Source organism: Parabacteroides sp. AM08-6 (genome assembly GCF_003473295.1).
Lineage (GTDB): Bacteria > Bacteroidota > Bacteroidia > Bacteroidales > Tannerellaceae > Parabacteroides.
The window spans coordinates 28,051-51,276 of the sequence record NZ_QRMP01000030.1 but is presented as its reverse complement, the minus strand read 5'-3'; the positions used below and the strand labels follow the sequence as shown (position 1 = coordinate 51,276).

17 protein-coding genes are annotated in these 23,226 nt (G+C 45.1%); 8 read left to right on the top strand and 9 right to left on the bottom strand.

Annotated features, from left to right (window positions below; all coding sequences use genetic code 11):
• Positions 1-131 precede the first annotated feature (131 nt).
• The gene (locus DW103_RS15025; protein WP_122277584.1) at positions 132-452 is read right to left on the bottom strand and encodes a YbjQ family protein; all 321 of its coding nucleotides are present in this window, start codon (positions 450-452) and stop codon (positions 132-134) included.
• A gap of 131 nt (positions 453-583) precedes the next feature.
• Here DW103_RS15025 and DW103_RS15020 point away from each other — a divergent pair, with 131 nt between their 5' ends.
• The 4 genes from DW103_RS15020 to DW103_RS15005 are packed head-to-tail and all read left to right on the top strand — an operon-like array spanning position 584 to position 2,166.
• A complete protein-coding gene (locus DW103_RS15020) occupies positions 584-880 on the top strand; it encodes an RNA polymerase subunit sigma-70 (RefSeq protein ID WP_233545707.1) in 297 nt (98 codons plus the stop codon).
• An 18-nt stretch (positions 881-898) separates the two neighbouring features.
• The gene (locus tag DW103_RS15015) at positions 899-1,234 is read left to right on the top strand and encodes a hypothetical protein (protein ID WP_122277582.1); all 336 of its coding nucleotides are present in this window, start codon (positions 899-901) and stop codon (positions 1,232-1,234) included.
• A 30-nt stretch (positions 1,235-1,264) separates the two neighbouring features.
• On the top strand, positions 1,265-1,543 hold the full coding sequence (locus DW103_RS15010) for a LysO family transporter (RefSeq protein ID WP_122277580.1): 279 nt from the start codon (positions 1,265-1,267) through the stop codon (positions 1,541-1,543).
• On the top strand, positions 1,540-2,166 hold the full coding sequence (locus DW103_RS15005; RefSeq protein WP_122277578.1) for a lysine exporter LysO family protein: 627 nt from the start codon (positions 1,540-1,542) through the stop codon (positions 2,164-2,166). The genes DW103_RS15010 and DW103_RS15005 overlap by 4 nt, the downstream gene beginning before the upstream one ends.
• Before the next feature lie 45 nt (positions 2,167-2,211).
• On the opposite strand, the gene DW103_RS15000 is transcribed toward DW103_RS15005, so the two are convergent.
• Positions 2,212-4,242 carry an alpha-galactosidase gene (locus tag DW103_RS15000; RefSeq protein WP_158576704.1) on the bottom strand — a complete coding sequence of 677 codons (2,031 nt, stop codon included), beginning with the start codon at positions 4,240-4,242 and terminating at the stop codon, positions 2,212-2,214.
• A gap of 99 nt (positions 4,243-4,341) precedes the next feature.
• The gene (locus DW103_RS14995; protein ID WP_122277576.1) at positions 4,342-7,629 is read right to left on the bottom strand and encodes a S41 family peptidase; all 3,288 of its coding nucleotides are present in this window, start codon (positions 7,627-7,629) and stop codon (positions 4,342-4,344) included.
• 601 nt (positions 7,630-8,230) lie between these two features.
• Between DW103_RS14995 and DW103_RS14990 the strand changes: the two genes are divergently transcribed.
• Genes DW103_RS14990 through DW103_RS14975 form a run of 4 tightly spaced genes read left to right on the top strand, consistent with a single transcriptional unit; the run spans position 8,231 to position 14,200 of the window.
• Positions 8,231-8,641 (top strand): hypothetical protein, encoded by a 411-nt coding sequence (locus DW103_RS14990; protein WP_122277574.1) that lies wholly within the window; start codon positions 8,231-8,233, stop codon positions 8,639-8,641.
• A gap of 48 nt (positions 8,642-8,689) precedes the next feature.
• Positions 8,690-11,935: a S41 family peptidase gene (locus tag DW103_RS14985; RefSeq protein ID WP_122277572.1), complete on the top strand. Its 3,246-nt coding sequence runs from the start codon at positions 8,690-8,692 to the stop codon at positions 11,933-11,935.
• Positions 11,936-11,971: 36 nt separating this feature from the next.
• The gene (locus tag DW103_RS14980; protein WP_122277570.1) at positions 11,972-13,636 is read left to right on the top strand and encodes an arylsulfatase; all 1,665 of its coding nucleotides are present in this window, start codon (positions 11,972-11,974) and stop codon (positions 13,634-13,636) included.
• 30 nt (positions 13,637-13,666) lie between these two features.
• Positions 13,667-14,200, top strand: coding sequence for a 3'-5' exonuclease (locus tag DW103_RS14975; protein WP_122277568.1), 534 nt, complete (start codon positions 13,667-13,669; stop codon positions 14,198-14,200).
• 22 nt (positions 14,201-14,222) lie between these two features.
• On the opposite strand, the gene DW103_RS14970 is transcribed toward DW103_RS14975, so the two are convergent.
• From DW103_RS14970 to DW103_RS14945, 6 genes are all read right to left on the bottom strand, one after another.
• Positions 14,223-15,398, bottom strand: a complete 1,176-nt coding sequence (locus DW103_RS14970; protein ID WP_122277566.1) for a 6-bladed beta-propeller — start codon at positions 15,396-15,398, stop codon at positions 14,223-14,225.
• A gap of 123 nt (positions 15,399-15,521) precedes the next feature.
• A complete protein-coding gene (locus DW103_RS14965) occupies positions 15,522-16,688 on the bottom strand; it encodes a dicarboxylate/amino acid:cation symporter (protein ID WP_122277564.1) in 1,167 nt (388 codons plus the stop codon).
• Positions 16,657-18,123 carry a Na+/H+ antiporter NhaC gene (gene nhaC, locus DW103_RS14960; RefSeq protein WP_122277562.1) on the bottom strand — a complete coding sequence of 489 codons (1,467 nt, stop codon included), beginning with the start codon at positions 18,121-18,123 and terminating at the stop codon, positions 16,657-16,659. Before nhaC ends, DW103_RS14965 begins: the two co-directional genes overlap by 32 nt.
• 77 nt (positions 18,124-18,200) lie before the next feature.
• Entirely contained in the window at positions 18,201-18,893 is a 693-nt protein-coding gene (locus DW103_RS14955; RefSeq protein WP_122277560.1) for an NAD-dependent deacylase, read from the bottom strand.
• A gap of 165 nt (positions 18,894-19,058) precedes the next feature.
• Complete coding sequence (locus DW103_RS14950; RefSeq protein ID WP_122277558.1) at positions 19,059-21,869, bottom strand: TonB-dependent receptor domain-containing protein; 2,811 nt, start codon at positions 21,867-21,869, stop codon at positions 19,059-19,061.
• Between the two features lie 17 nt (positions 21,870-21,886).
• Positions 21,887-23,080, bottom strand: coding sequence for a DUF4925 domain-containing protein (locus DW103_RS14945; RefSeq protein WP_158576703.1), 1,194 nt, complete (start codon positions 23,078-23,080; stop codon positions 21,887-21,889).
• Between the last annotated feature and the right edge of the window lie 146 nt (positions 23,081-23,226).

Sequence of the window (23,226 nt, the reverse complement as noted above, 5' to 3'; positions counted from 1 at the left end):
GAGTTGGTCGAAGGGCTGACTCCTTTTCTGATTCTAAGGGGCTGATTTTAATGGGGATAGGTTAAGAGAGGATGGTTCCAAGGTGAACCACTGTTTCTCAGTAATCCGCTATGGAATTTTTAAATACTCTTTTATTGGTATCGTACTGCAGTCCCTGCCGCTGTGACCATCAACATGCTTCCGCTACCTCCCACAGTTTCGTAATCCAAGTCTACTGCTATGACGGCATTAGCTCCTAATTGAGCTGCTTGTTGGCTCATTTCCCGCAAAGCAGCTTCTTTGGCTTCGCGGAGGACGCTTTCATATGAACTGGCACGTCCGCCTACTATATCGCGTATGCCTGCAAAGAAATCTTTGATGACGTTAGCTCCAATGATAGTTTCACCGGAAACAATCCCAAAATACTGGGAGATTTCTTTCCCTTCGATGTTGTTAGTTGTTGTTAATAACATGTTCTATCTTTATTTCAGTTTGGAGCAAATATAATGAAAAAGAGTAATATATATGCTATTTTTACTTATCATCAAAAAAAATGCAGAAAAATTGCAACTTTCCTCTTCCCTGATTCGTCTATATAAAAGAGATGAGAACAGACGAATTTATAAAACGGATACTGCCTTTGAAGGATAATCTGAACCGGGTCGCTTTTCGGATAACAGGTGATAAGACTTTGTCGGAACAGATTGTGCAGAACGCAATGTTGAAGGTTTGGGACCAACAGGCAACTTGGATGGTCATCGAAGATATTCCATCTTATTGCCTGATGATGACACGCAATATGGCGTTGCAATCTGTTTCTTCTTGTTCCGAAGACAAGAAATATTATTCCGGTAATGAGAACTATTCTTCCAAGGGAAAGGAGTATTTCCCCGTCAGGTAACAATATAGAAAAGGAAAGATGGATAATAGCAGGATACATATTTTACTCGATAAGTACTGGAGATGTATCACTACCGTGGAAGAGGAACGGGAATTACGGTGTTTTTTCTCCACTCAGCTTATTCCGCCTGAATTTCGTCCTTATCAGACCTGGTTTCAAACTTCCGAAGCCGAAGAGCTTCTTCCTCTCAGCCATGAATTCGACCAAAAGATTATGGAACGTATTGCCTTGGAGCACCGGGCGAAACGCCGGCGTTGGTTATTTAGGTTATTCATGGGTCTTCTTATTTCTATCCTTGTTCTGTTTATTCTTTTCCTTACGGCATCTTTTCTGTCGGAGAATATGTATCTTTGATGCATAAAGTTAAAATAATCGTTTCCTTTTATGTTTACAGTCATAGGAATTATGTTTGGTGGAATTGCTGTGGGATACCTTTTGCGTAAGTTTGCACTTTTGCAGAAGATGGGAAAAACTATTTCATATACAATTTTACTTCTTCTCTTTTTGCTGGGTATATCGGTAGGAGCCAATGAAGCTATAATGGATAATCTGGCTACATTGGGCGGGCAAGCCCTTTTGATAGCCGTTGCCGGGACAGCCGGAAGTGTTTTGGCTGCTTGGGGTGTCTACACGCTGTTTTTTAAGGAAAGGAGCCGTCGATGAAAGGAAGTCTGGTTGTAGTCGGTTTTTTTGTTTTAGGGTGTTTATTGGGATGGAGTGGCAGTTTGCCGGCTTTTATTCTGGAAAATGATATAACCATGTATGTGCTTTATTTGCTGATGTTTCAGGTTGGACTCAGCATTGGGAGCGATAAGAAGCTGAAAGATATTCTGGGCAGTATCCGTCCGAAGTTACTGCTTGTTCCGTTGGCTACGATTATCGGAACATTGACAGCCTCGGCATTTGTCGGGCTATTTATCAGTAAGTGGAGTGTATTCGATTGCCTGGCAGTAGGGAGCGGTTTTGCTTACTATTCCCTGTCGTCCATTTTGATAACTCAGTTGAAAGAGGCATCACTCGGCATGCAGATGGCAACAGAGTTAGGAACGATAGCCCTGATTGCTAATATTATCCGGGAAATATTAGCCTTATTAGGTGCTCCGTTATTTGCGAAATATTTCGGACGTCTTGCTCCTATCTGTGCCGGAGGAGCGACAACGATGGATACAACCTTACCGATTATTACCCGGTATTCGGGAAAAGATTTGGTTTTTGTCTCTATCTTTCATGGGATTATAGTTGACTTTACAGTCCCGTTTTTCGTCTCCTTCTTTTGTTCCTTATAGAAAAGAAGGAGATAAATTCCTAAAATCTTTGTGAAAGACTTCTGATTATTTCAAGTGAAAAAGCAAGACATCCAAAGCCGGAACAACTACCTCCAGTTTTCCTTCAGTTACCGTTTCCGTACCTCTCCATAACTCTTTCACCTGATATTCCTTCGTGGAATCCAATCCCAGTCGTTCCAAAGGAATAGATATTTTCTGCTCCTTATCCTGATAGTTGAAGAAAGCATAGTAACAACTTCCATCTTTTTCCATTCGGATAAATTGGTTTTCCGATTGCTCTCCGTTCCCTTCCACCGGACGAAATGCAACGCCGGTAGCTACCGCATTTACTTCAGCATTTGTCAGATATCGTGCTGCTTTTTCTTTTCCGTCTTTTCCGCCTCCGGCACTGAAATCATCACCGGTGATATAGATACCGGTAATTACCCCTGATGTGATACGCGCTCTGTTTTCTCCGTCGGTAGCGTCACGCAGGACAATATGGTCGGCATCATTAAATTGATATACGCCATCCTGCCACCAGCCGTACGATAGCGCATTCAGCGTATATTCCGTGTCTTTCATTTTATTCCAGGCATCGCAAGCTATTCGTCTGGACTGTGCATAGTGAGCCGGGAAAATGGGAGAGATAGACAAATTGATGTACATATCCCCAAAATACTTATTCAAGAGCTGCATCCCATAATTATACCCCTGTATACCCGTTGTTATTTCAGGATTGTACCACCGGTCGGCTTCCATAGCGCCGTGCGTCATAAAGTCCATCTTGACGTATTCGAAACCAATGCGGTGAAACAGTTCGGACATCTTTTTCATCATCGTTTCGATAGCCGGATGAGTCGGGTCTACAGCATATGCTCCATCCAAGTCCTGCGGTTGTCCGTTGACATATAGATAAACATCTTTATAGAAATATCCGGGAGCATCCGGTACTTCGCGTTCGGGATTACGTCCCCAGTCTGTGAAAGGAGTCCAATAAACACCCGGAATTTGTCCGTTGGCCTTACATTTATCAGCAAAAGCCTTCAGTTCTTCTTCCGTGAAACTATTCCATCCGGAGTCCAGACCGATATATAACGTGTTGTCCGGATTGACGAAATGATTGTTTTGTAAGTTGTTCTTGAAATAATCCGATACTTCCAACGCTTTCGGATAAGTCAGGTTGAATTGCAAAACGCCCCAGCTATTCCATCCGAAAGGCACTGCCTTCTTCCATTCTTTGGGAGGTGCTATTGTGGCATTGGCGTTAGCATATTCCTCCATTCCATTGCGCCAATCGTCAAAATAACCAATCAGTATCAAAGGAGATTTAATTTCCTGTCCCTTTAAGGCTCCGTGCGGTTTGGCATCGCGTGTCGTTTCGTTGGCAATACCGCCGTAGCAAGTCAATGAGCCTTCTTTGCCTGCGCTTCCTTTATGATTGATTGTGACGGCGGATTTCCAATTATCATGTTCAACGGAACCGATTATATATCCGTTGCGGCTGTTATTGTTGAATATTGCGGTCACTTCATAACTGGTCAGGCTATCCGTATCCAGCGGATGTGATTGGTATCGTATCCATTTATCGTTGTCGAAAGGAATGAAAAGAAGCCTGTTCTCTTTCTTCTCACCTGTTACTTCCGGGAGTTTGTCTGTACAGACAGGCGCCATATAATTGGAGGATACGCCAGCCTTATCATTCAATACAAATTCGGTCAACACGTAATCTTTACCGGGATATACATAGAACGATTGCACCAGGGAAGGAAGTTTCTTGTCCGTATAAGTAATTTGGTAGAGAAAGCCTTCGCCGAACTTGTTGTTTATCGCCTTCGTTGTAATTGCCCGTTTGGAATAATCCCGGTTAGAGATTGTTTGGTCCGACAATTTGTAGGAAGCATACAGATTTTCATAAATCAGTTTTTCTCCTTTCTTAATGTCGATGCCATTTGTTTCCGCATTATACGAAAGAGACCAGGCACCGGCCTGTAAGTCCTTCTCTTTAAGAGAACATCCTGTGGACAGGCTACAGAAAAAGAGGATTGCTACGGTATAGATAAACAAAGAATTAAGCGTAAATCGTTCTGTATTCATGATATTTTGTTTTTGCTGTGCAAAGATAGTATATCCTTCCGGGAAATGTAAAAAAAAGAGGGTGCTAAACTGTGAAGTGCACCCTCTTCTTCCTTTCTCTTATTTGACTGTTTCCAGCATCACCTGTACCGCCTTTTCCAATTGTTGGTCTTCACCTTTCAATTGAGATTCCGGTGTGTTGTAGATTTCCACATCCGGTTCCAGTTCATGGTTCTCCAGGTAATTGCCTTGCATATCCTGTACACCGACCTGCGGAATACCGAATATAATGGACGGGTCAATCTGCGATTCCCACCAAACGGCAGTCATAGTGCCGGGCACAGGTGCTCCGATGAGTTTACCGATTCCCAATGTTTTGTACACCCACGGGAAACCGTGTGCATTCGAATAGTTGTCTTCACAAACCAGCACGCACGACGGTTTGAGCCATTTATTAAACGGGTCGTTCCCGATGAATTGTCCGCGCGGCATGAACTTCGCATAATTCTTTCCACTCAACAATGTAGCCAAGTCGTCATGCAACCAGCCTCCTCCATTGTGGCGAGTATCCACAATCACCGCTTCTTTATTGCGGCAACGGCCTAATAATTCGGAATAAGTCTCACGGAAGCTTTCGCTATTCATGCCCTTTATATGTATATAACCTACTTTTCCATTCGACAATTTGTCCACCAGTTGCCGTTTCTGTTCTACCCAACGTTTGTAAAGCAAGTCGGATTGAGCACCGTAAGTTATCGGTTTCACTTGCTCTTCAAAGCGTTCTTTAGTAGCAGGGTCGTAGACGGACAACCAAACCTTTTTACCCGCTTTACCATTCAGAAGCGGATAATAATCCTCCCCGCTTTTGATTGTCGCTCCCTCAATCTTCTCGATGATGCAGCCCGGCTTTATTTTAGTGTCGGCTTTCGTAAGCGGACCTTTGGCAATGATTTCTTCTATTTTCAGTCCGTCGCCCGTATATGTCTTGTCGTAGAAGGCTCCCAGACAAGCCGTAGCCGGACTGGAAGAAGAGGAATAGTAGCGTGCTCCCGTATGCGAACCGTTCAGTTCACCCAGCATTTCGGAAAGCATCTCCTGGAAGTCGAAGTTATTGTTGATATGAGGAAGGAAGCGGGCATAAGCTTGTTCGTATCCTTTCCAGTCGATACCGTGGATAGTCGGGTCGTAGAATTTGTCCAATACCTGGCGCCAAGTATGATGGAAGATATATTCCCGCTCTTTAGCCGGGCGGTAAGCGAACTCGGCCCGGAAGCCAATCGACTTTTCCTTGCTGCCGCTTATTTCGATTTTCTTCAGTTGTCCTCCGGATATCAGGTAAATGTTTTCACCCTTCTTGTCGATGAACATGCTACCGCCTCCGACACCTTTCATCAGCAGTTTGGTCGTATTTTCCTTGAAGTTGTGTTCCCACAAATCATAACCACTTTCGAAAGCCGCGCAATAATACAGTTTATCCCCTTTCGGAGTCAGGACGGCGTCACCCAGGAAAGAGGAGTTTACCGTCAGGCGCATCACGCGATCTTTCCGGTTGGCAAGGTCGAATTTAAGCGGTTCGACAGCTTTATCATCCTTGTCGTCTTTTTCGTCCTTCTTTTTGTCTTCGTCCTTGCTCTTCTCTTTTTTATCTTTTTTGTCTTTCTCTTTCTTGTCTTTGTCCTTGTTGTCCTTATCCTTGTCTTTGTTTTCCTTTTCTTCGTTCATCAAAGCTTCTTCCTCTTTGGAGAGGCGGAATTTATCGTAGGCCTCACCGTCGAAAAACATGATGTAGACATCTTCTTCCGCTCCCCAGCTGCCGTGGCTGCGATAGCCGGCACGGTCGGACGACCAAATCATGGCTTTCCCATCCAATACCCATTTGGCATTGCTATCGGAATAACCGCTTTCCGTCAGGTTGGTGATTTCGCCACTGCCGTCGGCTTTCACCAAGGCGACATCTGTATTGTTCCAGCCACCTATGTCAATGTATTTGGCGAGGAACCATTTGCTATCCGGCGACCATTGATAATGTTGGTCACCATCGGCATAGGAATAGTTGTATTTGCCGTCCAACACGGTCCGAACCTGTTTGCTTTTCAGGTTGATGACACGTAATGTAGTCCGGTCTTCCAGGAAAGCCACCTCTTTACCATCAGGAGAATACATCGGTTGGAAAGATGTTTTATCGGTTACAACCAGCGGTTCTTCTTTCAGTTCTTGTGCGTAGGTGAAGTATTTGTCGTCTTTCCTGACCAAGCTGCTCTGGTAGACACCCCAGATACCATTTCTCTCTGCCGAATAAACGAGCGAGCGACCGTCCGGGCTGAAGTCCAGGTCGCGTTCCTGTTCCGGCGTATTGGTGATTTGTTTGGTCGTTTCATATTCCGTGGAAGTTACGTACACATCCCCACGAACGATGAATGCCACCTCTTTGCCATTGGAAGAAATGGCAATATCGGTAGCTCCGCTCGCTTTGAGTTGATGAATCAAGTCGTTTTCCAACTTATCGGAAACAATCCGGATATTAATCTTTTGAGGCTGTCCCCCTTCTTTTACCGTATAGATTTCCCCGTCGTATCCGTAACATAGGTTTCCATTATTGTCGGAAGTCAGGAAGCGTACCGGATGAGTCGTATGCGTGGTAATCTGCCGGCTGTTCTTTCCTGTCAAATCGTTTTTGAAGATATTGAAACTTCCCTTTTCTTCGCTCAGGTAATAGAACGAATTACCATCGGAAGCCCATACCGGGTTACGGTCTTCACCCCGGAAACTTGTTATTTTCTTATAAGTACGGTCTTTGCCGAGCGAACACAACCAGATGTCGCGCGTAATGGACGATTGGTGATGCTTGCGCCACGGGTCTTCGTACCCTTTTACATCCTGGTAGAGCAATTTGTCGCCCTGTTTGTTCAATGCCAGGCTCTGCATGGCCAGCGACGAATAAAGTTCCGGGCGTCCTCCCTCCGTGCTTACTTGATAAATCTGCGTAAAGATACCGGAAGGGAACTGGCTGTCTTTTGCATCCTGCTGGATAGAAGCCAAATAAAGAATATGAGTCGCGTCGCTGAAAGTCTGCGGATATTCATTGGCCGAATGGGTGGTGAGCTGCTTGGGCGTGCCGCCGTCTTTATCCATGACGAATACGTCGAAGTTCCCGTTACGGTTGGAAGCAAACGCAATCTTTGTTCCGTCGGGCGACCAGACCGGCTGTGTGTCATGGGCGGGATGAGTTGTCAACTGGGTAGCTTTGCCACCGTTTGCCGGGACGGTATAGATGTCGCCTTTGTAAGTAAAGGCAATGGCCGAGCCGTCCGGAGATATTGCCGGGTAACGCATCCAAAGAGGGTTGTCCTCGGCAAGCACGTTTGTTGCGAATAACAGTGCTGACGTTAAAATAAATAGTGATTTCATGCTTTACATTTGTTCAGGGTGTAAAGATAAATAAAAGAAGTGGTATTCGAAACAAACTGGGGAACCCTATTTTATTTCCTTGCGACGAAGTACCAGTGCCATAGGCATGGCACTCCAGTGCCAATACGGTGGCACAACAATGCCATGCCTGTGGCACTGCAATTTCTTCCGAATGAATAAATCATCCCCTGCTGTCGATATGGAACAGCTATCGTATAAAAAATATGTTTTATATGAATTAATCTTTTTATCTTTGTGGGGTACAATTGTCAGATAAGGAGTTATCGTTTGTACGAAACTTTTGGTAAACATAAGCGTTTGGATATATTATTCTTTGATTGAAACCTCGAAACTTTCAAGCAACTGGTGAATAATAGCAACAAAAGGCGTTCATGTTCTTTTTCTTGTCATGCACAAAATTGTTTATGAGTGTATTCAGGATAAAAAGAGCGTGGGAGGGCTATTTTGATATGCTGTCAGTTGCAGGTTTTTCGAGGTACCTCGATCAAAAGTATATCGATAGTTCCCACGCTTCTTTAATAACTTATCCAACCGGGGAATTGTTGGAAGGCAGATTATACATTTGCCATAAATATGAGATATGGAATTACCTTTATCTATAACAGCGCTGCAGAGCTTGTTTGTTCTGCATTTCTTGAAAAAACTTGAGTCTGCCAGTATTACCGAGTTATGTTGGCAAATGCGCCCTTACATAGTATTGCATCAGGTTAGGCTGACAGATTCGGCTTTTCAGTTTTCCTCAGGGCTTTCGATTGATTACTCTGACGTGATAGCCTTTGCCGTAAAACAGGGAACCTTGAAGATACTATGCGGGAACGGCTGCCTGTATCTTCTTTCCGGTAGTTGCTCCAAGCATATCGGTGTACAAATTTGCTCTCCGGAATTGTATAAGGAATCCGGTAAAATGCAGTCGGCCAAGGATAATCTCAAAGGGAGTATCCGTTTATCTTGGTGGTACATAAAGGAATCTATGAGCAAAAAGTTACTTTGATAAGTACATTTTACTACCTTTGCCTTCGATACTAAACAAATGAACTGTATGAAGAAGAAAATATTCTTTTCTTTGTTGGCATTAGCGGGCCTTCCTTTGCTGTTGTCGGCGGCGGATGACGTGCGTTTGTTGCGCTTTCCGGCAACGAATGGCAATGAGATTGTCTTTTCGTATGCGGGCGACCTCTATAAGGTTCCGGCTACGGGAGGTGAAGCAAAACGCTTGACTTCACATGTAGGATATGAAATGTTTCCCCGTTTTTCACCGGATGGCAAGACGATTGCCTTTACCGGACAATATGACGGTAATACGGAAGTTTATACAATCCCGTCCGATGGAGGCGAACCGTTACGCGTGACCTATACGGCAACAAACGCGCGTGATGATTTGGGAGACCGCATGGGACCGAACAATATAGTAATGAACTGGACGCCTGATGGCAACCGGATTGTGTACCGGAACCGTATCGGTGATGGCTTCAGCGGTAAATTATATACTGTCGATAAGGAAGGTGGCCTGTCCGATGTGATACCACTTCCCGAAGGGGGATTTTGTAGTTATTCGCCGGATGGCAAACGATTGGCCTACAACCGTGTCATGCGTGAATTCCGTACCTGGAAATATTATAAAGGGGGAATGGCCGACGATGTATGGATTTATGACCCGGAAAAGAAAACCGTAGAGAATATTACCGATAACCCGGCCCAGGATATTATCCCGATGTGGATTGGAGACGAGATATTCTACCTGTCCGACAGGGACCGGACCATGAACATCTTTGTTTATAACACGAAGACGAAACAAACCGCCAAGGTGACGAACTTTACCGAATATGATGTGAAATTCCCCAGTGCGAACGGTCATACAATCGTGTTCGAAAACGGCGGTTATCTCTATAAAATGGATGCGACGGCGAAGAAACCTGAGAAAGTAAACATTACCCTTTCTTCGGATAATATCTATGCTCGTAGCGAAATCAAGGACGGAGCCTATTATATAACCGAAGCCAGTCTTTCACCCGACGGTGAACGGATAACTGTTTCGGCTCGCGGTGAAGTGTTTAATATCCCTGTGGATAAAGGGGTGACGAAGAATATTACCCGTTCTCCGGGGGCGCATGACCGTGAGGCCCAGTGGTCGCCGGACGGTAATTACATTGCTTATATCTCCGATGAGAGTGGCGAAACGGAACTGTATATGCAGGATGCCGCAGGCGGTGAACCGATACAGCTGACTAAAAACAACGACACGTATATCTATGACTTCAAATGGAGTCCGGACGCTAAAAAGATAGTTTATACGGACCGCATGAATCGCCTGAACTTGTTGGATGTTGTGAAAAAACAGGTAACTACTTTATTGCAGGACCCGATGGGCGTACCGCGTGGCGTGACATTTTCTCCGGATAATAACTGGCTGACTTATACGCGTACGGCAGATAACAAATTCAGTATCGTTTATGTATTCAACTTGGCCGATAAGAAAGAATATGCCATTACCGATAAATGGTATGAAGCCTCTTCTCCGGCATTCAGTACGGACGGTAAATACCTGATTTTTGCTTCTGCCCGTGATTTCAATCCTACTTATGGCTCGTTGGAATGGAACCATGTATATAATAATATGTATGGCGTTTATCTGGCTTTGCTGGATAAAGAAACGCCTTCCCCTTTCCTCGAAAAGGACGCGAAAGTAGCCGTGAAGAAGGAAGAAGCCCCCAAAGAAGAGGCAAAGAAAAAGGATGATGCCCAAAAGGATGTGAAGAAAGATGATGCTTCGACTGTGAAAATTGATGTCGAAGGCATAACGGACCGTATTATCCGGTTGCCGCTGAATGCTTCTTACTATGGTAGTTTCTATTCGGATGGAAAGAAGGTGTATTACAGAAACTATGGCAGTACGAAAGTATTCGACCTGAATAAACAGAAAGAAGATATTGTAGCCGAAGGTGCTTCTATGGAAGTAGCTCCGGGCAGCAAGAAAGCCTTGTTCTATAAAGGTAATCGCTTGTATGTGACGGATATTCCTTCCGGTAGGGTGGATTTGAGCGACCCGGTGAATCTTTCGAATATGAAGATTACGGTGGATTATCCGCAGGAATGGGCACAGATATTTGATGAAGCCTGGCGTGCTTACCGCGACGGTTTTTATGTATCGAATATGCATGGTATGGACTGGAAAGCCATTAAAAAGAAATATGCCGTTTTACTTCCGTTTGTAAAGACCCGCTTGGATTTGAATTATGTAATCGGGGAGATGATAGGCGAACTTTGCAGTGGCCATGCTTATGTTAATCCGGGTGAAACCGAACGTCCCGACCGTGTGAAAACAGGTTTGCTGGGGGCTGAGATTTCACGCGATAAGAGTGGTTTCTTCCGTCTGGAAAAGATTATACCGGGTGCATCCTGGAGCAAGCAGTTACGCTCTCCGCTTACCGAACCGGGGATTGAAGCCAAAGCCGGCGAATATATTGTGGCTATCGACGGCATACCGACAAACAGTGTAAAAGACATGTATTCCTTGCTGGTTGGTAAAGCGAATGTTCCGACGGAATTATCCCTGAACAGTAAACCTGCATTGGATGGTGCACGTAAGATTGTGGTTAGTCCGCTCGAAAACGAGTATCCGCTTTATCATTATAATTGGGTACAGGAAAATATAAAGAAGGTGGATAAAGCTTCGAACGGCCGTATCGGATATATCTATATCCCGGATATGGGACCGGAAGGATTGAACGAATTTGCCCGTTATTTTTATCCGCAACTGGATAAGGAAGGGTTGATTATCGACGACCGTGCCAATGGAGGCGGTAATGTTTCTCCGATGATTCTCGAACGTCTTTCGCGCGAACCGTATCGCTTGACGATGGGACGTGGGACAGCGCGTATCGGTACTGTTCCGGATGCAGTCCAGGTGGGACCGAAGGTTTGTTTGATTAATAAGTACTCGGCATCCGACGGTGATTTGTTCCCTTGGGGATTCCGTGCGCTCGGACTGGGAAAACTGATTGGAACCCGTACATGGGGTGGTATTGTCGGTATTAGCGGTTCGCTGCCTTATATGGATGGTACGGATATCCGTGTTCCTTTCTTTACCAGCTATGATCCGAAGACCGGACAGTGGATTATCGAAAATCATGGCGTAGACCCGGATATTCTGATAGATAACGACCCGATTAAAGAATGGAATGGCGAAGATCAGCAGTTGGACCGTGCTGTCGAAGAGGTCATGAAAGAACTTCAGAACCGCAAACCTTTACCTAAGGTTCCGGCTCCGCGTAATTTCAGTAAATAAGACGGAACTGATGCTGAACTTTATAAAAAGATAAATATGGATAAAAACGTTTTAAGGTTAACATCTTTGGGCCTTTTGGCTTCTTTGGCTCCTTCTTTGCAGGCGCAAAAGGATAGCCGTCCCAATATTCTTGTGATTTTGGCGGATGACTTGGGATATTCCGACATCGGTTGTTATGGCGGTGAAATCCAGACTCCTAATTTGAATAAGTTGGCCGAAAACGGATTACGTTTTACTCATTTTTATAATACCAGTCGCAGTTGTCCGACACGTGCCTCGTTGCTGACAGGTTTGTATCAGCATCAGGCGGGTATAGGACGTATGACGTTCGATGACCATAAACCCGGTTACCGGGGGACAATGACACACAATGGTGTGACCATTGCCGAAGCACTCGGTAGTGCCGGTTATAATACAGCTTGGGTGGGCAAATGGCATGTGGCCGAAACGCCTCTTCGTCCGGACCAGCGGCAATGGTTGGCCCATCAGGTGCATCACGATGAGTTTGCTCCGAAAGATAATTATCCGGTAAACCGTGGGTTTCAGGATTGTTACGGAACTATCTATGGCGTAGTCGATTACTTCGACCCTTTCAGCTTGGTCAGTGGCGATAAACCGGTGGATACCGTTCCCGACGATTATTACAGTACGATTGTATTGGCGGACACAGCTGTCGCTTATGTAAACAAATATGCCGATTCGGATAATCCTTTCTTTATGTATCTGGCTTTTCACTGTCCGCATTGGCCGTTGCATGCCCTGCCGGAAGATATCAAGAAGTACGAAGATACCTACAAATGTGGTTGGCAAGCTATCCGTGAAGCCCGTTATGAACGCATGAAGAAGATGAAGCTTTTCGGTGATGCCGACGATTTCCTTTCGCCACGCCAGTTCTCCGATACTTGGGAAGAGAATCCCGATAAAGAATGGGATGCCCGTGCAATGGCTGTTCATGCCGCTATGGTGGATCGTATGGATCAGGAAATAGGGCGGGTGATAAAGGCACTTGAAGAGAGTGGCCAGTTGGATAATACCCTGATTATATTCATGTCCGACAATGGTTGTAGCAACGAAGATTGCCAAAACTATTCGGAAGGCGAGAATGACCGTCCGGCAGAGACCCGTAAAGGGGAAAAGATTGTCTATCCGCGTAAGAAAGAGGTGATGCCCGGTCCGGAAACGACTTATGCTTCTGTCGGCGCCCGCTGGGCGAATGCTGCGAATACACCGTTCCGTTTCTGGAAAGCTAAATCGTATGAAGGTGGTATTTGTACTCCGATGATAGCTTATTGGCCGAAAGGTATTAAGGAACCGAAAGGCTCTATTAATACGCAAATGGGACATGTAATCGATATTATGGCAACTTGTCTGGATATATCGGGAGCTCAATATCCGGAAGAGTATAAGGGCAATAAAATCCTTCCGTTGGCCGGAAAGAGCCTGCTTCCGATATTCAAGACCGGTGTACGCGAAGGGCATCGTGAATTGTGTTTCGAGCATTTCAATGAAAAGGCTTTAATCGATGCTTCGGGATGGAAAATTGTATGGCCTAACAATAAAAAGACTTGGGAACTGTATGATTTGAATAATGACCGTAGCGAAATGCATGATTTGGCAGGGAAATATCCTGAAAAGGTAAAAGAAATGGTAGCCCGCTATGAGAATTGGGAGAATGATTATATGGTAGAGCCTCGTCCGTAAGAAATAGGAATCTTAGACGTATTAATTTAAATGGAGAGATTTGCAGCAATAGATTTTGAAACAGCCAACGGCAAGCGCAGCAGTATATGCAGTGTGGGAATTGCAATTGTGGAGAACGAGAAGATTATAGACTCAATTTATAGCCTTATCCGTCCTTTTCCAAACTATTATACACGGTGGACAACGGCCGTTCATGGTTTGACGGTAGTGGATACAGACAATGCTCCTGATTTTGAAGAAGTATGGGCCGGTATTGCCGGAAAACTGGAGGATTTGCCGTTAGTCGCCCACAATAGCCCGTTTGACGAAGGTTGCCTCAAAGCTGCACATCTTCTATATGATTTGGCTTATCCGAAATACCGGTTTCATTGTACCTTTCGTCTCGCAAAACATTTGTACCCGTTTCTGCCTAACCACCAGTTGCAAACGGTAGCAGCCTATTGCGGATACGATCTTATACACCATCATCACGCGATGGCAGATGCCTATGCCTGTGCCCATGTCGCTGTCACAATGATGCGCGAGAAGGGGGTGGAGAGATTGGACGATTTACTGGGTGCATAGAATTAGAAAGCCGGGCTTCTATTTACTGAATGCGTTTCTTGAATGTCAGTTTAAAAAGTATAGGATTATCATCTGCTGTAGATTCTTTTAACTGGGCTAATTGTTCTTGGCTGATGAAAGATAATATTTTCTCATTTATCTTTATTTGATAAGCAGGTATGTATCCAATGAATGAAGATGCGGTGCAATCAGCTATTGCTAACCATTCGCTTCCCAGAAGATCATCCTTTAAACTCATATTGGATATTTCCTTTGTTTCTTTATTATAGAGAACAACATAGCTTGATTTAAATCCTTTTAAATAGGTAAAGTATAAATATTGCTGGTTTTCAAAGACATTGTTGATGTTCCATTTTGTGTTTGTATTTTCCTGAAAATATGCTTTCAAATCTTTTCCCGGCATATCGTTTAAGGCATTTGAAGATATTTTCTTTTCTCCCAGATGAATACAATATTTGGGTTCTATAAGGGAATTGTCCTTTATCGAGTAAATCGTATCATTGAATGTGTAGCTAAAGGTAATGCTATTATCTTTTTGTATACTGAAAGGATGGGAGGAAGGATAAGAACGAATGCTTTCTCCTGTTTTATAATACCCTACAAGCTTGGATTTAAACCAAGTCCTTTTCTTGTTATCCGGAGTTAGCAAGGTTAAATCTCCTGTCAGAAATCCGTCTTGGATATGATGATTGTCATTTTTCCCCGTATAGAAATAAATGTTTTTGTTTTTGTCTATGCAGAAGCTCTTAAAGGCTAGGCTATAGTCTCTTTTCCCCAGATAAGTACCTTGATAATCGTATCTTAAAAAGGTGTTGTTGTTGGAAAGCCAAACTTCTTTGTTTATTTTATCTAAAGTATAGGATTCCGGGAATTGTATCTCTCCGGGTCCATTCCCTTTTCTGGTTAATTGACGTTCAAATTTACCCTTTTTGTCAAAAACATAAATTAGTAGATTGTTTGCATTCTGAACAAAATACTTTTCCTCATCATAGCTTAGCGCGTATATCTCCCCCAAAAGAACTTCATCGGAGGTTTCTAAAGGTATTATTTCTATAGATTCGATAATATCGGATAGATTTACTTCTTTAATGTTTTCTCCTACTTCGATATTGATAATCCCTTGTCCTGTCAATGTCTTTATATCCGTGCAGACACATAGAATGATTAATAGAAGAATAATTTTGAAATGTTTTTTCATCTTGATTGTGTTTATCCTCTTGGAAATTTAGTATGTCTTTCTATAAAGGCTAACACTATTTTGAAGCCTATCCCTAGTCGAATTGTGTTAACAAAGCGTAAAACGTAAAACTTCGTTTCTCTTTCAATCTTTCCCGGCTATCTTATCGACCACAATTGCAATTGCTCCGTCGCCCGTTACATTACAAGCGGTCCCGAAACTATCCATTGCAATATAAAGGGCAATCATCAGGGCTTGCAGGGTTTCATTGAAACCCAACATGCTTTGTAGTAATCCCAAAGCAGCCATGATTGCGCCGCCCGGTACACCGGGAGCTGCAACCATTGTTATTCCCAGCATCAGGATGAAACCTGCCAATGCCGTAAAAGTGACCGGTTCGCCCGACATATACATGATAGCCATGGCGCAAGCCGTAATCTTCATGGTGCTACCGGCTAAATGAATGGTGGCGCAAAGGGGCACAACAAAGATGGCAATGTTTTCTCTGACCCCGTTTTTGATAGCCTGCGCCAACGTCACCGGAATAGTAGCGGCGGATGATTGTGTGCCCAATGCCGTAGCATAAGCCGGTAACATGTTTTTCAATAATCGCAGGGGATTTTTTCCACTGACGCTTCCGGCTATTATGAACTGAATGAGCAGCAAGAGCACATGCAGGACGAATATCACAATAATAACCTTCAGGAACATGGTAATGACACTCATCACTTGTCCGCTGACCGTCATATTCAGAAAGATACCGAAAATGTGTATTGGTAATAACGGAATAATAACCGCTTCAATCAGCAATATAATGACCTGTTTAAAGTCTGTGAAAACATCACGTAGCGCCGTCCCCTTTGTATAGGAAAGCCCCAAGCCGATGGTAAACGAAAGCAACAGTGCCGTCATCACTTCCGTCAACGGAGGCATGCCGACGGTAAAGTAGGGTTGCAGCATAAAGTTCTCAGGATTCTCCATTGCAGTCAGTTCCGTATTGACAGGCAGGATATGCGGGAAGATTGCCGAACTGCTGAAATAGGTGAAAAAGCCGGAAAAAATAGTCGAACCGTACGCTATCAGTGCCGTTATCGCAAGTAATCTGCCGGCCCCTTTCCCCAGTTCGCCGATAGCAGGAGTCACAAGCCCCAGGATAATCAGCGGGATGGAGAACGAAAGGAAATTCCCGAACAATGAATTGAACGTGACGAAAATGCGGGCAATCCCGTCAGGCAGGAACTGTCCGAACAATACACCAGATGCAATGGCAATGACTACTTTAGCCAGTAGCGATACTTTGAGCTTTTTCATGTATTCGTTTTATTTTAAACCCGAGGGCGGCAACCGTAATACTCATCAACGGGCTGATTAGATTAAAAAAGCAATAGGGAAGATAGGTCAGAGTGGCAACTCCCAGAATAGTAGCTTGTGTCATACCGCAGGTATTCCAAGGTATCAACACGGACGTAACTGTTACGGAATCTTCTGTTGTCCGGCTCAGTAGACAACTGTCATACCCTTTCTTCTCATAAATATCTTTAAACATATTTCCGGTCAGGATAATAGAAATATACTGGTCTGCCGTACAAATATTGAGGAATAATCCCGATGCTACCGTTGAGGCGACCAAGCCGACTGTCCGTTTCATAAAACGCAGGAATACGGAGGTGATGCTTCCCAACATTCCGCTGGCAGCCATTGCACCGCCGAAACACATGGCACAAAGAATTAACCAGATTGTATTCATCATGCCTGCCATTCCCCGTGTCGCAACCAAGTCGTTCAGCTCCGGATTCCCTGTCTGGATACCGGTGCTTCCGTAAAATGTCATCAACAATCCCTTGAAATTAGCTTGTATGTCCTGTATTTGCAAACCTGATATTTCCTGCAATAAATGAGGCTGGAAGATAAGCGCGAACAGGCCCGCCAACGCAGCCGAAAGAAATAAAGTGACGATGGAAGGGACACGTTTGGCAATCATGATACCTGTGACCACCGGAACAATCAACAACCAAAATGAAATATTGAACGTCTCTTTTAAAGCAGCAGAGTATTGCGCTATCTGGTCGGTTGCCGTTGCCTCGTGTGAAAAACCGGCAACCGTAAAAATAATCAATGTGATGATTAGGGAGGGAACAGTCGTAATCATCATATACCGGATATGTTTGAAAAGCGGTGTATCCGTTACCGAAGAAGCCAGGATAGTCGTATCTGAAAGCGGCGAAATCTTATCTCCGAAATAAGCTCCTGAAATGATAGCTCCGGCAATCCATCCTTCATCAAATCCCTGTGCTTTCCCGATACCCAACAAAGCGATACCGATTGTGGCAATGGTTGTCCATGAACTCCCCGTCATAACGGAAACGATGGCGCAGATAATGCAGGTTGAGGTCAGGAAGAAACTCGGATGAATAATCTGCATACCGTAATAAATCAGGGTAGGGACTACCCCGCTAATCATCCAACTGCCGGACAGCGCACCGATTATCAGCAGGATAATCAGAGCCGTCGCTACACCGGTGATATTGTTTATCATCGCCAGCTCGATTGTTTTCCAACGGATTTTGCAGTATCCTATTGCTATCAGGCAGCAGACTGCCGTGGCGGTAAGCAATACGATTTGGCTTCCTCCGCTCAAGGCATCGCTACCGAAAGTGCGGATGGTAACAAACAAAAGGGATACCAATACGAGTATGGGTACCAAGGAAAGTAAAGGCGAAGGAATCTTCGTCGGGCTATTGTCCATTATTGTATATGCTTGTCTTTTTTCTGGATGCAAACTTAACGAAAAAACAGTTATGCCTTTCTATGCACGTAGTGATTTTAAGAGTCTGTTAATATTTTTGTTAGCTCTTTTACACCTTCCGATGCCCCTTTCCGGATGAAATGAATATCATTGCGATATGCTTTCACCTCTTTCGGATCAATCAGGTAGATAGGCTGGCCTCGACGGACATAGTTGAGAAGTCCGGCTGCCGGATAAACGTTAAGAGATGTTCCGATGACGACAAAAATATCGCAATCTTCTACTTCCCGGATGGCTGGTTCAATCATGGGAACCGCCTCGCCGAACCAGACGATGAAGGGGCGGAGTTGTACGCCATGCGGGTCTGTGTCGCCGATGTGGATATCCGGCGAGTCGGGCGAAAGAGCGTAAGTCGTATGCAAATCGCGAACGGAACAGGCCTTCATCAGTTCGCCGTGCAGATGTATAACATGGCTGCTTCCGGCCTGCTCGTGCAGGTTGTCGATATTTTGGGTAATGATGCGGACATCGAATTCCTTTTCCAGTTCAGCCAATCCGGTATGTCCGGCATTCGGTTTTGTGGCAAGCAGTTCACGGCGGCGTTGGTTATAGAAGTTGAGCACCAATTCAGGGTTGGCTGCGAATCCTTCGGGTGTAGCCACCTCTTCCACCCGGTATTTTTCCCACAGGCCGTCGGAGTCGCGAAAGGTTGAAATGCCACTTTCGGCACTCATCCCGGCTCCGGTCAGTATAACTAGTTTCTTTTTCATAAGGAATTCCTTTTTTCCTACAAATGTAGGGAAAAAAGTAGTTGTCTATCCAATCCGGTCAAACTAACTTTCCTTTGGTAGCTTTGTCTTAAAAAGACTTACGTTTTTTCGGGAAAAGCCTATAGAGTTTTTCGGGAAAGACTATAGGCTTTTCCTTCCCTTCCTTTAGAAATCAATTCCCAATCTCATCACGAACGTGCGAGGAGCCGCTACCGCCATCGGACGAGTACTGTATTCTTTGTTCAACAGGTTATTGATAAGGAACTGGAACTGTACTTCTTTTGTTACTTTCACACCGGCTCGGAGGTCCATAGTGAAGTAAGATTTGTTTGTCTGTTCCCAGTAGGAACCAAGAGTTTCGCCCCCGATATTGCCGAACAGAAGATCGCGTACATGGTCCATGATTTCCTTCTGACCGAAAGGTTTCTCCCGTTCATCCACCATCAGATAATCCACAGCCAGCGTCCGGCTTTTCCAAGCTGCGTTCACTCCCAAGTTGATACGTTTCCATTGGAAATCCAACGTTCCTTTAACTGTATGTTTCTGGCGGTATTTCAGATATTTGGAGTTATTCGATTTTTCTTTCATCTGCAACGGGTCTGTATAAGCTTCCTCCATTTCATTCCGTTCCTTGTAATCCGCGTCTTCCGGTTCGATGTACACATATCCGAGATTATAGAGTAAACGGGCATTCTTGTTGAACTCGTATGTACCATTCGTGGAAATTTCCGCCCCGTAGATACGGGCTTTGGATACATTGTGGAACTGTGCTCCGATACCCAGGCCGCCACCTGATGTAAACATATCGATAGCATCCGGGATGCTGTTGATAAGTTTGTAAGTCGTGTTATTGAAAAGGCCGAACTGGAATTCCACCATGTTCGTGTATTGTGTATAGAAACCTGCCAGGTCAATAAAGCCCATCAAATTTCCTATCTTATATCCTTGTTTGATACCCAGTTCTGCGTTATATCCTTTTTCGGCCTGGACATCGCTGTTCGGATAAACCCCTACGCCACCGATGTCCTTGCGGGCATACTTTTCGGTGATGGACGGATTACGGTAACCTTGTCCGAAGCTGGCACGCAGAAAACTGTACTGAGCCAGCTGGTAATTCAGCCCGGCACGGAAAACAGGGCGTACCGGTATCTTTGTTCCGAATACCTTTGTGTCTGACTCTCTGTAGAAATCATCAACCCGATAATATTCGGCACGAACACCGGCCGAAACGTTCAACCGGTCGAAGAAGCGCTGGTCGTATTGGAAGAAGGCGGCTACGTTGTCACTTTTGTGAATGCCGGTTGTCCGCGAGTCGTTACGGATATGTTCGAGCGTTCCACCGGTCGTTATTTGTGCACCGCTATCCCAACGTTTGTTGTACTGATAATCTACGTAATAGGTGAAGTTATTGTCTACCCCGTTGTTCTGCTTTTCCAACTGCTCCGGATTAATGACCCCCGACAGCCAAGGTATGAGGTCGGAAGTACCGCTAGGCAATCCGTGATTCATGGCATACGCTATCAGGTCGCAATAATCGGCAGTCGTAGCGTTGGGGAAGATTTGTCCCAAAGCTCCGTATACCCCGTCGATTGCTCCGTTCAGGTCACCTTGTAGAGCCGGCTGAATAATCGGATAAAGCAAACTCAAGTCACCATTGACTATATTCTGGATTGCATTCAAGTCTGTTCCCATATTTCCCATGATATCAGTGATGGAAGTCTCCTGGCTGGGTCTGAAGATATTGTCTCCCCGATAGTAGAAACGTCCTTTGACTTTGTGAGAAATCTGTTTCTCCGGATTGACATAATTGAAGAATGGGTCGATATAGAACGCATTCTCTTCCCGTCCCATATTAGCGAAAGGAGAAGGGCTGTAAGCCTGCTGAGGCGAGCGCCAGAGGAAGAAATCACCATACTTGTCGGACAGGAAGTTCGCATTGAAACCGTAGTTCATTATCTTTTCTCCCATATCCGGCTGGTGGTAAGTCAGGTTACCTCCCATGCGGAAACGTTTATTGAAACTCTGTTGGCGGTATCCTTCATCGGTGAAAAGGTTCATGCCGCCTGTCACGTCAAAGTTCCCGATACGACGGGAGTGTGAAAAGTCGAGGCCTTCATAAACCGGATTGCGTACGCCTGTCAGGAGGCTGTTCCGCAAAATCGGTTCTACAGGATATTTGCCATCTTTCCAGAATGTTTTATCACTCCAACGGTAATTCTCGTTAGACGGGTCGCCATAGATACCGACATATGCACCGATATGTGTAATCGGGGTTAATCCCGGCCGGGCAGTACGCACATTGATGACACCGTTCAGTGCCGACGAGCCGTACAGTACGGAAGAGGCACCTTTGATGATTTCGACCTGTGCCACATTCTCCATCGGAATGATATTCCAATTGATTTCTCCGGAACCCGGAGTCAGGATAGACATACCGTCTACCAATATCTGGCTACGCGCACCGACTCCGTATGCCCAACCTGCACCGCCACGGATGGAAGGTTGTGTGTCGTTGACATCCACACCCGGAAGTGTTTTCAGGCTGGCACTCAGGTCGGTTGGTGCTTGTTTGGAAATATCGGCCGTCTTCAGTAAGTCCATGGAGACGGTGATATCGCTCAGTTTTTGTTCGAAACGTCCGGCACTGACTACAATGTCTTCCAGCAGGTTCGTTCCGACTTTCATGTAGATATCTTTCGTTTGAACTTGCCGCTTTCCGATGACTACCGGCAGTTGTACATCTTCGTAGCCGATATAACTGAAAACAAGGTCGACACCCCCTTCCGGCAGTTCGATGGAATAAGCGCCGTCTTCATCGGATACTACCCCTTGGGTCCCATGCAGGTTATAGGTGACATTCACACCTATCAGCGGCTCGCTGGTTTCGGCATCATAGATATGCCCTTTCAAGGTTTGTCCGAACGCGGAAACAGATAGGAAGAGAAGTAGAATTGTTATCGTATATAATTTCTTCATCGGGATGATTGATTAAGTTAGTTGTATGTTTGTTTTTTACTCAGATAGAGTCCGATTTCGATAGGCATCGTATTCAGCTCTTTATGCAGTAGGTCGAGTGTCTCACCTAATGTTTTACCATTCAAGAACAAGTCGAGGAGAGGCGCATATTCGGGAGGGATGATTCCTGATAAAGCTTCTGATACCGGTTGGTTAAGTGTTTCGGCCGGGATAATGGCCTTTGCGATATCCAGCAACAGGAAGAGATCTTCAATCTCCTCTTTTTCCAATACCAGAAGGAGGTCGGCATTGCTTGTCTCAGCCGGGCGGATAGCCAGTTTGAGACCTTTGGTGCTCCAGTTGTTCAGCCGTTCGTACAGTTGAGTGATAGCCGTAGCCAGACCGCCTTCTCCTTCTCCGGCTTTCGTGCTTTTATTGAGCTGTACTTGGTAGATAATCATGTCGATATTGGGAACCACATACAGGTCGGTGTTATTCTTGACATAATAGAATGCCAAATTGAGCGGCGATTGTTGCCAGTCGCTTGCCGGGCGTCCGGTAACTCCGTTTCCGACAATCAGGCTGCCAATCGTAACGCCGTCGGGCAGCGGAGCGTAAGCGGCCGTGATGTTTCCGTCAGCCTTGAACGACACTTCGTCGAGTACGGAGCTGATAGCATTTCCCAACATATTATTAAGTACAAGCGAATAAAGCATTCCAATCAGTGAACTTGTGCTGCCGCCCGGACCTCCCACGCCGTTATATACGGGACTCTTACCCGGTGCACTGTGGACAATGTACCATTTCTCCTGTGCGGTCAGCGAAGAGGACGGAATTGCGACGTCCGTCAGGTTCAACGTCATTTTGCCGTTTCCGACACTTCCCTCGTAGCGGAAAGTCGTGCCATTCGTTCCGGTCGCGTTGCCGGTGAAGGTATAACTGTTGTTCCCGGGCTGGATAGCCATATTCTCGATTGTCGTTTTCGGCTCTCCGGGGAGGATACCGAACAGGGTCATGTCCGCATGTTGGGAATCTTTCTTCTTGAAATAAACATCCTTGCCAATCAGGACACGCGAGCTGTAGGTCAGCGTCAGGTTGCCTCCGTCCGGTGCGCTCAGTTTATTGGAATAACTTGTAGGTAAGTTCCCGTCTTTGTCATCGTTATCACAGGCTGTCAATAAAAGGGAAAATCCTGCGATGATTAGTAAATGAAGTAGTAAGTTTCGTATCATATCTTCCTTCGGTTTATTCATTTTTTATCCGGTACAAAGGTCGGGGAGATATAGGATTAAAACAATCTCTATATTTGGGATTAAATGTTCTATTCTTAATAAGATTGCTGTTATCAACCCGATTTTTTGTATTTTTGGTGAGCAAT

Coding starts and splice junctions, on each gene's coding strand:
- DW103_RS14950 (WP_122277558.1), bottom strand. CDS start 21,869: ATGAAGAAATTATATACGATAACAATTCTACTTCTCTTCCTATCTGTT.
- nhaC (WP_122277562.1), bottom strand. CDS start 18,123: ATGGACAATAGCCCGACGAAGATTCCTTCGCCTTTACTTTCCTTGGTA.
- DW103_RS15025 (WP_122277584.1), bottom strand. CDS start 452: ATGTTATTAACAACAACTAACAACATCGAAGGGAAAGAAATCTCCCAG.
- DW103_RS14975 (WP_122277568.1), top strand. CDS start 13,667: ATGGAGAGATTTGCAGCAATAGATTTTGAAACAGCCAACGGCAAGCGC.
- DW103_RS15005 (WP_122277578.1), top strand. CDS start 1,540: ATGAAAGGAAGTCTGGTTGTAGTCGGTTTTTTTGTTTTAGGGTGTTTA.
- DW103_RS14955 (WP_122277560.1), bottom strand. CDS start 18,893: ATGAAAAAGAAACTAGTTATACTGACCGGAGCCGGGATGAGTGCCGAA.
- DW103_RS15020 (WP_233545707.1), top strand. CDS start 584: ATGAGAACAGACGAATTTATAAAACGGATACTGCCTTTGAAGGATAAT.
- DW103_RS14965 (WP_122277564.1), bottom strand. CDS start 16,688: ATGAAAAAGCTCAAAGTATCGCTACTGGCTAAAGTAGTCATTGCCATT.
- DW103_RS14980 (WP_122277570.1), top strand. CDS start 11,972: ATGGATAAAAACGTTTTAAGGTTAACATCTTTGGGCCTTTTGGCTTCT.
- DW103_RS14990 (WP_122277574.1), top strand. CDS start 8,231: ATGGAATTACCTTTATCTATAACAGCGCTGCAGAGCTTGTTTGTTCTG.
- DW103_RS15010 (WP_122277580.1), top strand. CDS start 1,265: ATGTTTACAGTCATAGGAATTATGTTTGGTGGAATTGCTGTGGGATAC.
- DW103_RS14985 (WP_122277572.1), top strand. CDS start 8,690: ATGAAGAAGAAAATATTCTTTTCTTTGTTGGCATTAGCGGGCCTTCCT.
- DW103_RS14995 (WP_122277576.1), bottom strand. CDS start 7,629: ATGAAATCACTATTTATTTTAACGTCAGCACTGTTATTCGCAACAAAC.
- DW103_RS15000 (WP_158576704.1), bottom strand. CDS start 4,242: ATGAATACAGAACGATTTACGCTTAATTCTTTGTTTATCTATACCGTA.
- DW103_RS14970 (WP_122277566.1), bottom strand. CDS start 15,398: ATGAAAAAACATTTCAAAATTATTCTTCTATTAATCATTCTATGTGTC.
- DW103_RS14945 (WP_158576703.1), bottom strand. CDS start 23,080: ATGATACGAAACTTACTACTTCATTTACTAATCATCGCAGGATTTTCC.
- DW103_RS15015 (WP_122277582.1), top strand. CDS start 899: ATGGATAATAGCAGGATACATATTTTACTCGATAAGTACTGGAGATGT.